The following is a 14,124-nucleotide window of genomic DNA, read 5'->3' as shown; positions in this document are numbered from 1 at the left end:
TCGCTGCCCAGCCGAAGGCGATCAGCGGAATGTTGAAGTGCAAGAAGGTTGGGATAACAGAATCGCGAATGTGATCGTGCTGGCCGTCGGCATTCAAACCGGATGTTGGGCCCAGCGTGGAGTCGGATGCCGGGGAGCCGGCGTCGCCAAGCGCACCTGCCGTACCCACCAGAGCGACGGTGGCCAGTGGCGAAAAGCCCAGTGAGATACACAGCGGAACGTAGATGGTGGAGATGATCGGCAGCGTCGAAAAGGACGAACCGATACCCATGGTGACGATAAGGCCCACCAGCAGCATCGCCAGCGAAGCCAGCGCTTTGTTGCCGTCGAAAGCATTCGCGGTCGCTTCCACCAGGGTTTCCACGTCTCCGGTCTCCGCCATCACGGAGGCAAAGCCCTGTGCGGTGATCATGATGAAACCTATCAGCGCCATCATGCGCATACCTTCGGTGTAGATATCGTCTGATTTCTTCCAATCCACGCCACGGAAGACCAGCATGATAGCCAAGCCCACCAGCGCACCCGCCAGCAGGCTGTCGGCATCCGAACCCAGGTATTGCAGCACGATTTGCACAGCGAAGGTGGCGGTCAACGCAATGATGGAGATGGTGATGCGGTAGCGCGAAATCTCAATGGCCTTCGCAGCATCCTCGGAAATAGCAATTTCCTGGTAAGAGCGCTTTCCGCGGTAGGTGACGAAAACCGCAAACAACACACCGACCAGCATGCCGAGTGCCGGGATAGCCATCGCCTGCATGACAGAAATATCGTTCGCTTCCGGCATTCCTGCGTCGACGATATTGCTACGCAGGATGTCGTTCATGTAGATATTGCCGAATCCCACCGGGACGAAGAAATAGGTGGTAACCAGACCGAAGGTCAGCACACAGGTAATCAGTCGGCGATCGACCTGCATCTTATTGAGCACCGACAGCAGTGGGGGAACGATCAGCGGGATGAAGGCGATGTGGACGGGAACCAGGTTCTGCGACATGATCGCCATCAGCAGCAGGCCGGCGACGGTGAGCCACTTGGCGACGGCGACTGCTTTTTCTTTTGCCGCCTCATTTTCTGCGTCGATTCGGTTAATGATGGACTCGGCCAGCAGCCGGGGGAGACCCGCGTTCGCGATCGCCAGCGCGAACGCACCCAGCAGGGCATAATTCAGTGCGATGGAAGCACCATTGCCGATACCATCTTGGAAAGCGACAAAGGAACCATCGATGCCTAGCCCGCCGACGAGCCCGCCGACGATTGCACCAATGAGCAAGGCTAGTACTACGTGTACGCGGGCGATGGCCAAGCCAAGCATGACCACCACGGCGATTATTACTGCATTCATGGTGTTATTTTTAACACGTTTAGCCTAGATAGTAATAGCCACCGCTGGTTTTTCACGTTATTTCTGAACTGCGCCATGCGCAGCAACAATATCGTGAATCATACGAGCTGCTAGCTTGGCTGTCCGCGAATCCACATCATACTTTGGGTTCAGCTCAACGACGTCAACCAATCGCAGTTTTCCGGTTTGTGCCAGGGCCAATGCCATCGCGTGCACCTTGAAGGCTTCAACACCGAGTGCAGCTGGAGCAGACACTCCCGGCGCCACCGATGCCGGTAGTACATCTAAGTCAATACTAAGATGTATGTTTTTGAAATCTTTTGAATTTTTCACCGCGATCTCAGTAGCTTCTTTTACTGTTAGCTTCGCTAAATCTTCATCAAGCAAATATTCAACACCGAGCCGTTCCGCGGTTTCAAAAAGTACTCGGGTGTTATTTGCTGCGGAGATTCCCCACACTACGTAGGAAAAATCATCTCCAGCAATTTCTGAAATTTGCCGAAACGGGGTACCGGAGGTCGGTTCGTCAGCTTCGCGTAAATCAAAATGGGCATCTAAATTAAAAATTCCAAGACTTTCAATGGCCGCAGAATTTTCATTTTTTAATCCGCGCGCGAGGCCACGGTGCGACGCGAAGGCGGTTTCGTGTCCGCCACCTAAAATCACCGGAAGGTGGCCAGCGCACACCACATCAGCAACTCGCTGCGACAGTTCCTCCTGACCGGCTTCCAAATCACGGCCTTCATAGCTGACCGTTCCTGCGTCATAGCGGGGGAAGTCATCGTGAATCGCCAATCCACCAAGTGCCTGGCGAAGTTCATCCGGTCCAGCTGCTGCACCTTGACGGCCACCATTACGACGAACACCCTCGTCAGAGGCAAAACCAATCAACACCGCACCCGGGCGCACATCGGAAGCGCCGTCCAGAGCCTTGTCCACGGCGAATTCTGTATCGATAACCGAATGCCAACGGGCATGTTCTGGTCCAGGTCCGTCAACGCGTCCATTCCACTCAAATTTGCTCATGCCGCAAGTCTAATCAGACTAATTGTGGCTAACAGAGGTCTGGTTCCACGGTCACCGCGTTTTCATCACTGTGACGAAATTATAATGACTGCATAGTCGGGCAACCACTCAAATATAGAAGTCTGGTATCCAAGACAAATCACTTAGCGGTGCACCGAACCCGGCACTAAAATAGTGCTGTAGTACACAATAGCCAATCCGTACCCACTGATTAAGCGCACACCATCAAACAGACCCCAAACACTCAAACTCCGGACGCACGGAACCAACAAGTCCAACTAATCCAACGACAAGCCAGTCCAACAGCAAACCAATCCAAAAACGGACTAACCCAACAACGAAGGAGAGCGTTATGACTGCACAAACTTCGACAAACACCCACCGTGCCAACCACACCGTCACCGTCGGCATCGGTGCGTTAAGCATCGACGACGTCGTCGCGGTCGCCCGCGGTGGGGCAGCGGTGGAAATTTCGCAAGAATCGCTCGACAAGATCGCTGCGACCCGCAGCCGCATCGATGACCTCGCCAATGAACCAACCCCGGTTTATGGCGTTTCCACCGGCTTTGGTGCTCTGGCACGCCGCCACATCCCGCACGAGATGCGCGCACAACTGCAGCGCTCGCTAGTGCGCTCCCACGCCGCAGGCTCTGGCCCAGAAGTAGAAGAAGAAGTCATCCGCGCGCTGATGCTGCTTCGCTTGTCGACGCTATGTACCGGCCATACCGGTGTACGCCCCGTGGTCGCCGAAACCTACGCCGCTGTACTGAATGCGGGGATTACGCCCGTCGTTTATGAATATGGCTCACTGGGCTGTTCTGGTGACCTCGCCCCGCTGTCGCACTGCGCGCTCGCCTTGCTAGGGGAGGGTGATGTCCGGGTCCGCGGGACACAAGAAACCCAATCGGCTGCCTCCGCCCTGGCCGATGCTGGCATCAAGCCGCTCGTGCTGGAAGAAAAAGAAGGGCTCGCGCTGATCAACGGCACCGACGGAATGCTCGGCATGCTCTGCTTGGCCATCAACGATCTGCAGCAACTCGCGAAAGTTGCCGATATCTCCACCGCACTTACCGTCGAAGGTCTTAATGGCACGCTGTCGGTCTTCGATGATAAGTTGCAGCAACTACGCCCACACCCAGGTCAAGCCGCATCCGCCCGCAACATCCGCACCGTCGCCGCCAATTCGCCGTTGCTGGAGGCCGCACAGGCAGATTTCCAGCAAACCCAGGTGCAGGACGCTTATTCGGTGCGTTGCTCGCCGCAGGTCACCGGTGGTTTCCGCGATACCATTGCCCACGCGATCACCGTCGCCGAACGAGAACTCGCCGCAGCCGTCGACAACCCCGTCGTCATCGATGGGGAAGTGCGCTCGAACGGTAACTTCCACGGCGCACCAGTAGCTTATGTACTGGACTTTTTGGCTATCGTCGCCGCTGACCTCGCCTCGATTTCTGAGCGCCGCACCGATCGCTTCCTGGATACCGCCCGCAACCGTGGCCTGCCCGCCTTTCTTGCCGACGATCCCGGTGTCGACTCCGGCCACATGATCGCGCAATACACCCAGGCCGGAATTGTCTCAGAGCTGAAACGCGCCGCAAACCCAGCCTCGGCAGATTCCATCCCGTCGTCCGCAATGCAGGAAGATCACGTATCCATGGGCTGGTCCGCCGCCCGTAAACTACGCACCTCTGTCGACGGGTTGCAGCGCGTACTTGCCATTGAATACCTGACCGCCGCCCGCGCGATCACCATGCGCTGCACCGAGGCTGGATCAGAATCCGCCCCCGGCACCAAGGCCGCCGTCGCAAAGCTGCGCGAAGGGGTAGACGGCCCCACCACCGACCGTTACCTGGCACCGGAGATTGCTTATGCCCACCAGCTGGTCGCAGACGGCAGCCTGGTCGCCAGCGTAGAAGCTGCCGTCGGCACGCTGGATTAGCCGCGTAATTACAACACGAACGACAAGCACCACGAACGACAAGCACCAGGAAGGAATCATGACGCAACTTTTCCACAACATCAGCGAACTGCGCACGGTATCTGCAGCCGGCACCATCAACAACGGTGCACTCGTCGCCGACAATGACGGGGTGATCGTTTGGGTCGGTGCCATCGATGAGCTGCCCGACGAAGTCGCAGCTAGCGTCGACAAGAAGGTCGATCTCGGCGGCCGCGCGGTCCTGCCGGGATGGGTAGATTCACATACCCACATGATTTTCGACGGCAACCGGGCCGCTGAATTCGAAGCGCGTATGGCGGGCGAATCCTATTCCGCTGGCGGGATCGCGACCACCATGGAAGCCACACGGAGTGCCGGGCGAGAGCGGCTCGAGCAGCTGTTGCAGGAACGCATCGCCGGTTGCCACGCGGGTGGTACGACCACGATCGAAACCAAGACCGGCTATGGGCTCAACACCGAATCCGAGGCCCTGGCCGCTGAGGTCGCCAGTGGGGGAGTGGACGACGTGACTTTCTTAGGTGCCCACCTGGTGCCACCGGGAGCAGAAGCAGAAGACTACCTCGAGGAAGTTGTCGGCCCGATGCTGGATGCCGTCGAGCCTTATGCCGGATGGATCGATGTTTTCTGTGAGACGGGTGCGTTCAACGAGGAACAATCCCGGAAGGTCCTCGAGGCCGGCAAGAAGCGCGGACTACACCCACGCGTGCACGGCAACCAACTGCAGCAAGGCCCTGGTGTGCGGCTGGCCGTAGAAATCGGTGCAGCCTCGGTGGATCACGTGAACTACCTGTCTGACGACGATATCCAAGCACTCGCCAACAGCGACACCGTTGCCACGGTGCTTCCGGCCTGCGACTTGTCGACGAAACAAGCCCTCGCCCCGGCACGCCAGCTGTTGGATGCCGGTGCCACCGTCGCGATCGCATCGAACCTGAACCCAGGCACGTCGTACACGTCGTCGATGAACTACTGCGTGACCACTGCGGTGCTGCAGCAAGATCTCAGCCTGGACGAAGCCATCGAGGCCGCCACCTTGGGTGGGGCGAAGGCCTTGCGCCGGAACCCGGGCGAGGATGGTAAGGACGGACAGGGACGGCCGGGTCGTGGCAGCTTGGTAGTTGGTGCATCCGCTGATTTGCACGTGCTGAACTTCACCAATGCCATCGAGCTGGCCTACCGCCCAGGCATGCCTGCGACTTACCGCACCTATAAAAATGGGGTAGAAGTCTTCAGCGCGGCGTAACCGCGAAGCCGATACCGTGGCACAAAAAATCGATGTTTCACGTGAAACATCGCAAATTCGCGCGGCTCGAATTTAAGCCTGGGCTGCGCGGCGCCTGTAGGCTGCCACACAGTATTGTTAGGGCTATGAATTTCGCTGCACAGCTACACACGGCGCGTCGCGATCTGCGCTATCACGCGGATGCCGCGCAGCTTTTCGCCCACCTCGGCGGCCTTAGGCGCACGGATACCGTGCTGTTGGAATCAGCAGATATTGAATCAAAGAAAAATCTCTTGTGCCTCGCGGTGCTGGATTCTGCATTGCGCGTACGCTGCCAGGGAAACATCGTCACTGCCCAGGCCTTGACGACGACCGGCGAAGAGATCCTCGCCAAATTGCGCACGGAACTCGCCAAGTATGTGCTGGACACACCTGCCGACGAGAGGCAAGTAGCCACCTTCGAATTCCCAGCCTCCCAAGCCGCCGACGAACGCGAACGCCTGCTGGCGACGTCGCCAGCAGAAGTACTTCGTCGGCTCCAATTCAGTACGCAATACGGCAATACGCAATACGGCAGTGGGGGAGAAGAGTCACCGGACCTGCCGCTACTCGCCGGCGGCTTCGCCTATGACTTTTTGGCAACGTTTGAATCTCTGCCAGAGGTGGCCGAAGGCGACAACACCTACCCGGATTATGAGTTTGTCGTCGCCGAAACACTGCTGAAAGTCGACCACCTTTCACAAACGGCCTACGTGTGCGGAGTGGCCACCAGCCAACACGACGTCGACAAGCGGCTGGACGCCTATGTCACCGCAGCCGAGCAAGAAGTCACGCCGTTAGCAGCTCCAGAGCACGGCGTCGATACGACGCAACCGCTGCGAGTGAGCACGGACTTCGACGATAAACAGTTCCGCAGCCATGTCGAAGCGGTAAAACACAATATCTATCAAGGCGATATTTACCAGGTAGTGCCCGCGCGTACTTTCAGTGCACCGTGCGCGGATGCTTTTGCCTCGTATCGGCGACTACTGCAGACGAACCCGTCGCCATACATGTTTTATTTCCGAGGCGAGGACTACGAATTATTCGGCGCTTCTCCCGAGTCGAACCTGAAATTCTCCCCAGATACCCGCGAAGTGCAGCTGTATCCGATTGCGGGTACACGTCCACGAGGCCTGAACCCGGACGGCAGCGTCAACCACGAGCTCGATATCCGCAACGAGCTGGAAATGCGCACCGACCACAAAGAGCTCGCGGAACACACAATGCTAGTGGATCTCGCGCGCAACGATCTCGCCCGCGTCGCCGTTCCCGGCACGCGGAGGGTCGCCGAGCTGCTGCAAGTAGACCGATATTCACGCGTAATGCACCTGGTCTCCCGTGTGACCGCGACGCTGCACGAAGATTTCGACGCCCTGGATGCTTATCGTGCATGCATGAACATGGGTACGCTGACCGGTGCACCGAAGTTGCGTGCGGTCGATCTATTGCGTGGAGTAGAAGGCAAGCGTCGCGGCTCCTATGGTGGCGCGGTTGGTTATCTGGGTGGCGATGGGCGCATGGACAACTGCATCGTCATCCGCAGCGCATTCGTGCGCGGTGGGCAAGCAATCATTCAGGCCGGAGCCGGCGTCGTGCGTGATTCCACGCCGCAATCCGAAGCCGACGAAACAGTACATAAAGCGTATGCGGTACTCGATGCCGTCGCTTTGGGGGCACCAATGGAGGTGGCACGATGAGCACACAACCGCATGTCGTGGTGATCGATAACCGCGATTCGTTCATTTATAACCTTGTCGACGCACTCGCAGGGCACCACTGCACGGTCTTCCGCAACACCGTGCCCGTCGAGACGGTGCTGGCGGCAAAGCCGGACCTGCTGTTGTTCTCACCGGGGCCGGGGCATCCGCGCGAGACAGGAAACATGATGGCGCTTCTCGACGCCATCCACGGCGAAATTCCAGTACTCGGAATCTGCCTGGGATTCCAAGCTCTGCTGGAACACTACGGCGGCGCCGTGGGGCCTTGTGGTCCGGTGCATGGACGCTCAGTACCGATGACGCTGACGGATGCTGGCGCGCAGCACCCACTGTTTGCCGGGCTGACGATTGACCAGGAGCCGGACAAACCAGACCACGTCGGCCGTCTGGTGCCGGTGGCGCGCTACCACTCGTTGGCGTGCGCGAATCCACCAGAGCAGCTGGAAGTCCTGGCGACCACGGAAACTGACTTGGGTGATGTGGCGATGGCCGCCTACGCCCGCGATGGCTCGTGTTTGGGTTTGCAGTTTCACCCGGAATCCATCTTGAGCCCGACCGGCCCCATCTTGTTGAATCGCTGCATCGAGTTTTTGACGAAAGGGAAGTGCTGATGACTGATAACGCTGACACCAACGCTGCGCCGCTGAATCGCCTGCTGGCGTACTTGGACAACCACGATCCCACTATTGAACAAGCGCGCGAGGTCTTCGAACCGCTGACGGTCGGTGAATACGAAAACGTACACATCGCTGCGCTCTTGGCGACGATCCGCACCCGCGGCGAGACTTTCGCCGATATTGCCGGCGCCGCCCAGGCCTTCATCGCTGCCGCGCGACCATTCCCCATCACTGGTGCGGGGCTATTGGATACCGCTGGCACAGGCGGCGACGGCACAAACACCATCAATATTTCCACCGCGGCATCACTCGTGGCAGCTGCTGGGGGAGCGAAGGTGGTCAAAGGTGGAAACCGCTCGGTCTCCTCGCGCTCGGGTTCTGCCGACGTGCTGGAGGCGCTGAATATTCCTTTGGATCTGGATGTGGACCGCGCGGTCACGCAGTTCAAAAATTCCGGGTTCACCTTCTTGTTCGCCCCGGCGTACCACCCGGCCGTCGCGCACGTCATGCCCGTGCGTAAAGCTCTGAAAGTACCCACCTTGTTCAATACGCTGGGCCCACTGCTCTCACCGGCACGCCCGGAGTACCAGCTGATGGGCATCGCCCGACCAGAAATGGGCCAAACCATCACCGAGGTTTTCCGCGAATTAGGTCGCAAGCGCGCGCTGGTCGTCCACGGTTCCGGCACCGACGAGCTTGCTGTGCATGGCCCGACCACGATCTGGGAGCTGCAGGACGGCGAGATTTCCCGCTATGAATTGAACCCGGAGGATCTCGGGGCCACACGCCATCAGTTGTCCGATCTGGAAGGCGGCGACGGAGCAGCGAATGCAGCAGCCATCCGCGCTATTTTTGCCGGCAGCGCACCGCAGGCGCATCATGACGCCGTCGCGGTAAACGCCGGGGCGATGTTCTATGTGAGCGGCAATGCTGCTTCCATCGCCGAGGGCACCGAGATGGCAAGCACGATTATCAACGACGGAACCGTACAGAATTGGTTGGCCACCCACGAGGAGGCAGATTACGGTGAGCGATAAATTACCCACGGTGCTGGAAAATATCGTCGCGCAGCGCCGCACGCACCTGCAAGCCATTGCCGAGCGCATCGCGCACGTTGACCGCACACAGCTGCCGCGTTCCGGGCGCAGTTTGTACGATTCGCTGCGGGCACGTCCGCAGGCGTTCATCATGGAATGTAAGTCGTCGTCACCTTCGCTGGGGCTGATCCGCGCAGATTATCAACCGGGCGAGTTGGCGAGAGTGTATTCTCGCTATGCCGCCGGAATTTCCGTGTTGTGCGAACCGGAGCATTTTGGCGGCGATTATGACCATTTGGCAACCGTGTCCATGTCGACACATCTACCGGTGTTGTGCAAGGACTTCATCATCGATCCGGTGCAGTTATATGCTGCGCGCTATTACGGTGCCGATGCGGTTTTGCTGATGCTCTCGGTATTGGATGACGAGGAATACGCTCAGCTCGCAGTGCTTGCCGACGAATTAGGGCTGGACGTGCTCACCGAAGTAATCGACGAGGACGAAGTCGCCCGCGCGCTGCGTCTCGGCGCACGAATCGTGGGAATCAACAACCGAAACTTGCACAATCTTTCCATCGACCTCTCACGCACCGCCCGGTTGGCAGAGCTGCTGCCTGCAGGGACGCTCGCAATTTCGGAATCGGGAATTCGCGACAACACAGCGGTACGGATGTTGGGCGCACATGCTTCCGGTTTCTTGGTGGGCTCACAATTGTCCTCGCAGCCAGATACCGATTGGGCCGCCCGCGCCTTGGTGTACGGACACAACAAAGTCTGTGGATTGACGACGCCAAGCACCGCGCAAGCAGCGCGCGCTGCAGGGGCAGTCTACGGCGGTTTGATCTTCGAAGAAGCATCTCCGCGCAATGTTTCACGTGAAACATCGCAAAAAATCATCGCCGACGAACCCGGGCTACGCTACGTCGCGGTATCACGCCGAACCCGTGGCTGGGCCGAATTGGTACAACCAGGTATCCACGCCCTGCAGATCCACAGCCCATACCGGGGTTCCATCACCGGGGAAGAGGAGTTGCTCGCAGCGGTGCGAGCCGAGCTTAGCGACGCCGGCTGTGACCCTGCAGATTCCGGTCTCGAGATCTGGCGCGCCATTTCCATGACTACGTCGGAAGTAGAACCGGAACGTCTCCACGAACTGCTCGCTCCGGGTGCAGCGGACAAGCTGGTACTGGATGCAGGGCAGGGGGGAAGTGGAACTTCTTTCGACTGGGAGCGAATTCCCGAGGACATCAAGACGCAGGTAGTGCTCGCCGGTGGCATCGGTGCCGACAATATTAACGATGCCCTCGAGACCAGCTGCTTCGGTATCGATCTCAATTCCGGGCTAGAGATCGCGCCGCCTTCCGCCACGGACGGCGCGAGTGCGGGCCCGGCTGCCGCACCACGCAAGGATTCCGCGATCCTCCGTACCATCTTCAACACCATCCGCGACTACACACAGCCGCAGGGATAAACTGGAAACAGTATTCGTGTAAATCCCCATCGTAAAGCCGATCGCGAAACCACAGACGATCCCATTAAAATTCTTTACGACGAGTAATCAGCAGACGAGGACACACCATGAGCAACGACCGTGCGACCATCCTGCCGGCATATTTCGGCGAATTCGGCGGGCAATTCGTCCCCGAATCTCTAATCCCCGCGCTGGATCAATTAGAGCGCGCGTTCGTCGACGCCATGGAGGATCCATCATTCAAAGAGGAACTGGCGCGCTTGCTCAAGGACTACCTGGGTCGCCCAACTCCGCTCACCGAAGCTACCCGCTTGGGTGGTAAAGCGCGGATCTTCCTCAAACGCGAAGATTTGGTGCACGGTGGTGCGCACAAGACCAATCAGGTGCTGGGTCAAGCATTGTTGGCCAAACGCATGGGTAAAACTCGCGTGATCGCCGAGACCGGCGCTGGCCAGCATGGCACCGCGACGGCGTTGGCATGCGCGCTACTGGATCTCGAGTGCGTGGTCTACATGGGAGCCGAGGACGTTCGTCGTCAAGCACCAAATGTGTTCCGCATGGAACTCATGGGCGCGAAGGTCGTCTCCGTGGAGACCGGTTCCGGGACGCTGAAAGATGCAGTAAACGAAGCCTTGCGCGATTGGACCGCAACCTTCGAGGATTCGCATTATTTGCTCGGTACCGCGGCCGGCCCGCACCCATTTCCAACCATCGTGCGGGAATTCCACCGCGTAATTTCCACAGAGGCGAAGGCGCAGATGATTGAACGCACCGGCGGGCTTCCCGACGTTGTCGTCGCCTGCGTCGGCGGAGGTTCGAACGCGATTGGTATGTTTGCGGATTTCATCGACGAGCCCGACGTTGAACTAGTCGGAGCCGAGCCCGGCGGTAAGGGTGTCGATTCCGGACGTCACGGCGCCACCATTACGCAGGGAACCGTTGGCATCTTGCACGGCACGCGTTCGTATTTGATGCGTAACGCTGAAGGGCAAGTCGATGAATCGTATTCGATTTCTGCCGGGTTGGATTATCCCGGAGTCGGCCCACAGCACGCACACTTGCATGCCACCGGCCGTGCAACCTATGTCGGCATCACTGACACGGAAGCACTCGAGGCATTCCAATTGCTCGCACAAAAAGAAGGCATCATTCCGGCACTAGAGTCGGCGCATGCGCTGGCGTATGCACTGAAGCGCAAAGATGAAGATATCTGCATCGTGGTCTCACTGTCTGGTCGTGGTGATAAAGATATCGATCACGTGCGTCACGTGTTAGGTGATGTCGAAGACGAGACTGGCGCCTGGGCGCGCTATGCGGATGACAAAAGCGATGAAGATAACCGGGACAACGAAAAGGGTCAGGCATAATCATGGGACGTTACGAGACACTGTTTGCTGATCTTCGCGACAAGCACGAGGGCGCTTTTGTGCCGTTTTTCATGCTCGGTGATCCCAGCTATGAGACTTCACTTGAGCTGATTCGGGCAGCGGTTAATGCTGGAGCCGATGCACTGGAGATCGGCATTCCTTTCAGTGACCCCGTTGCCGACGGTCCGGAGATTGAAAAATCTCACCAGCGTGCATTGCGTGGCGGTGCGAGCCTGGATAAATCCATGCAGCAATTGCGGCAGATCCGCGAGGAGTTCCCCGAGACTCCGATCGGGCTGTTGGTCTATTGCAATCTCGCGGTGAGCAAGGGAACCACAGAGTTTTACCAATCCTGTGCTGCCGCCGGTGCAGATTCCATTCTGATTCCCGACGTGCCCACCCGCGAAGGTGGTCCATTCGTCGCTGCCGCACAACAGGCCGGGATTTCGCAAATCTTTATCGCCCCGGCTCGCGCTGACGACGATACCCTGCGCGCGGTCAGTGAGAATTCGTCGGGATATATATATGCGCTTTCGCGCCACGGTGTCACCGGCGCTGATAAAGAAGCAGAGTCCGGTGGTCTGGACTCTGTCGTAGATGCCATCCAGCGTTTCGACGGCCCGCCGGTGCTGCTGGGATTCGGCATCTCTAAGCCGGAGCACGTTCGCGCCGCTTTGGACGCTGGGGCAGCGGGGGCGATTACCGGCTCGGCGATCACGCGCATCATTTCTGCGAGAGTCGATTCTTCGGAGTCTGGCAACGAGTTCGATCTCGCAGAACTTGCCGACGCGGTTTCGCGCTATGTGGCAGAGATGAAAGCAGCCACCCGGTAAACGGCTACCCGTTGGGCTGGCTGCCACTGCGGCTAGCTACCGCCACAGCTGACATTCCACGCTACTGACATTCCCCGCAATACGGCACATAGAAAAAGACGACGTTTCACGTGAAACGTCGTCTTTTGTGTAATTAAAGCGGCACGCGTCTTAGCACACTTGGCGGACGGCCGTAATTAACGCAGATTATCGCGCTGCGGTTGGGCAGCATCTCCCGGAGTCGCGTTCTGTGACACAGCATCGTCATCGCCGAACTCTGGAGCGTCATAGTCGTCAGGAAGTTGTGCACCGTCAGCAGTGGTTCCATTTTTGGTCCACTTGTTAATCAACAATGCAATCGCACCGTCGCCAGTAATATTCGCGGCGGTACCGAACGAGTCCACCACAATATAGGCCGCGATCATCAGCGCAAGCATGTCTTCATCGAATCCAAGCATGCTGCCCAGCAACCCCAGTGCAGCATAAACTGCGCCACCAGGAACGCCTGGCGCTGCCACCATCATGATGCCCAGCAACAGCATGAAGCCGAGAGCCAGCCCGAAGCTGACCTCCAGGCTCGACAAGTACACGATGGCGAAAGCGTAGAGCACCAGCTTGGTCATGGATCCAGACAGGTGCATGGTCGCGCCCAGCGGCACCACAAAGCCGGCGATGTTCGGAGCCACGTCGTTCTTCAGCGTCGACTTGTACGTCACCGGAATGGTGGCTGCGGACGAAGAAGTTCCGAGCGCAGTGAAGTAGGCCGGCAGCATATTCTTCAGCGCACTAAACGGGTTGCGGCGCGCCAGCGCACCCGCGATCAGGTACTGCAGCACGATCACGACCCACGTCATGACGACGGACAGCACGAGGACACGCGCGAAGGAATTGATGACGTCGCCAAGGTTTTCGTTCATCGCAAGGTTCAAGAAAATGCCGTAAATGAACAACGGCAGCAGGGGAATCACGAAAGCGGTAATGACCTTCATGACGATCTTCTCAAATTCGCGGATGCCTTTATAGAGACCAGGGGATGGAATGGCCGTCATTGCCAGCCCGATGGCGAACGCGAGCAACAGACCGGTGACGATCTCAAACGGTGGCGCCATCTCCACCTCAAAGTACGGCGTCAACGCGCCTTCTTCCACGTCGCTGACGTTGAGGTCGAGACGCTGATCACCCAACAAGCCGGGGTAGACCAGAATCGCGACGGCATAAGCCAGCAGACCCGCGCCGATGGTCGATGCGTAGGCGATGCCGGTGGTAATGCCTAGCCATTTACCGGCACCTCGGCCGAGCCCGGCAATAGCCGGTGTAATCAAGGCAAAGATGAGAACGGGAACGAAAAAGCCGAGGAATTGGCTAAACAGACCATTGAAGGTAACGAACACTCGGGCAAGCCATTCCGGGAAAAATAAACCGGTGACGATACCCAAGATGATCGCAACCACAACGCGGAACAGCAACGAAGAGCTGACCTTACGAACACTCATAGAAATCTCATAATTCT

At 58.3% G+C, this 14,124-nt stretch carries 11 protein-coding genes; 8 read left to right on the top strand and 3 right to left on the bottom strand.

What is annotated here, in order from left to right; genetic code table 11:
- Nucleotides 1–1,342, bottom strand: a 1,342-nt coding sequence (locus RCH87_RS02000; protein WP_306515081.1) for a Na+/H+ antiporter family protein, incomplete at its 3' end; no start/stop codon positions are given.
- A gap of 57 nt (nucleotides 1,343–1,399) precedes the next feature.
- Complete coding sequence (gene hutG, locus RCH87_RS01995) at nucleotides 1,400–2,368, bottom strand: formimidoylglutamase (protein ID WP_306515080.1); 969 nt, start codon at nucleotides 2,366–2,368, stop codon at nucleotides 1,400–1,402.
- A 352-nt stretch (nucleotides 2,369–2,720) separates the two neighbouring features.
- Between hutG and hutH the strand changes: the two genes are divergently transcribed.
- The 8 genes from hutH (at nucleotide 2,721) to trpA (ending at nucleotide 12,635) form a co-directional block, all read left to right on the top strand.
- Nucleotides 2,721–4,307, top strand: a complete 1,587-nt coding sequence (gene hutH / locus RCH87_RS01990; protein WP_306515078.1) for a histidine ammonia-lyase — start codon at nucleotides 2,721–2,723, stop codon at nucleotides 4,305–4,307.
- 58 nt (nucleotides 4,308–4,365) lie between these two features.
- Complete coding sequence (hutI, locus tag RCH87_RS01985; protein WP_306515077.1) at nucleotides 4,366–5,571, top strand: imidazolonepropionase; 1,206 nt, start codon at nucleotides 4,366–4,368, stop codon at nucleotides 5,569–5,571.
- A 125-nt stretch (nucleotides 5,572–5,696) separates the two neighbouring features.
- On the top strand, nucleotides 5,697–7,289 hold the full coding sequence (locus tag RCH87_RS01980; protein ID WP_306515076.1) for an anthranilate synthase component 1: 1,593 nt from the start codon (nucleotides 5,697–5,699) through the stop codon (nucleotides 7,287–7,289).
- The gene (locus RCH87_RS01975) at nucleotides 7,286–7,921 is read left to right on the top strand and encodes an anthranilate synthase component II (RefSeq protein ID WP_306515075.1); all 636 of its coding nucleotides are present in this window, start codon (nucleotides 7,286–7,288) and stop codon (nucleotides 7,919–7,921) included. The genes RCH87_RS01980 and RCH87_RS01975 overlap by 4 nt, the downstream gene beginning before the upstream one ends.
- Nucleotides 7,921–8,964: an anthranilate phosphoribosyltransferase gene (gene trpD / locus RCH87_RS01970; RefSeq protein ID WP_306515074.1), complete on the top strand. Its 1,044-nt coding sequence runs from the start codon at nucleotides 7,921–7,923 to the stop codon at nucleotides 8,962–8,964. The genes RCH87_RS01975 and trpD overlap by 1 nt, the downstream gene beginning before the upstream one ends.
- Nucleotides 8,954–10,435 carry a bifunctional indole-3-glycerol-phosphate synthase TrpC/phosphoribosylanthranilate isomerase TrpF gene (gene trpCF, locus RCH87_RS01965; protein WP_306515073.1) on the top strand — a complete coding sequence of 494 codons (1,482 nt, stop codon included), beginning with the start codon at nucleotides 8,954–8,956 and terminating at the stop codon, nucleotides 10,433–10,435. The genes trpD and trpCF overlap by 11 nt, the downstream gene beginning before the upstream one ends.
- A 107-nt stretch (nucleotides 10,436–10,542) precedes the next feature.
- Nucleotides 10,543–11,802, top strand: a complete 1,260-nt coding sequence (gene trpB, locus RCH87_RS01960; protein ID WP_306515072.1) for a tryptophan synthase subunit beta — start codon at nucleotides 10,543–10,545, stop codon at nucleotides 11,800–11,802.
- Nucleotides 11,803–11,804: 2 nt separating this feature from the next.
- Nucleotides 11,805–12,635 carry a tryptophan synthase subunit alpha gene (trpA, locus tag RCH87_RS01955; RefSeq protein ID WP_306515071.1) on the top strand — a complete coding sequence of 277 codons (831 nt, stop codon included), beginning with the start codon at nucleotides 11,805–11,807 and terminating at the stop codon, nucleotides 12,633–12,635.
- A 176-nt stretch (nucleotides 12,636–12,811) separates the two neighbouring features.
- On the opposite strand, the gene RCH87_RS01950 is transcribed toward trpA, so the two are convergent.
- Nucleotides 12,812–14,107 carry a dicarboxylate/amino acid:cation symporter gene (locus RCH87_RS01950; protein WP_306515070.1) on the bottom strand — a complete coding sequence of 432 codons (1,296 nt, stop codon included), beginning with the start codon at nucleotides 14,105–14,107 and terminating at the stop codon, nucleotides 12,812–12,814.
- Between the last annotated feature and the right edge of the window lie 17 nt (nucleotides 14,108–14,124).

Origin of the sequence: Corynebacterium sp. (assembly GCF_030826625.1) — a bacterium.
Taxonomy (GTDB): Bacteria; Actinomycetota; Actinomycetes; order Mycobacteriales; family Mycobacteriaceae; genus Corynebacterium.
Note: the sequence above shows the minus strand (reverse complement) of the source record. Positions and strands in the feature narration are given on the sequence as shown.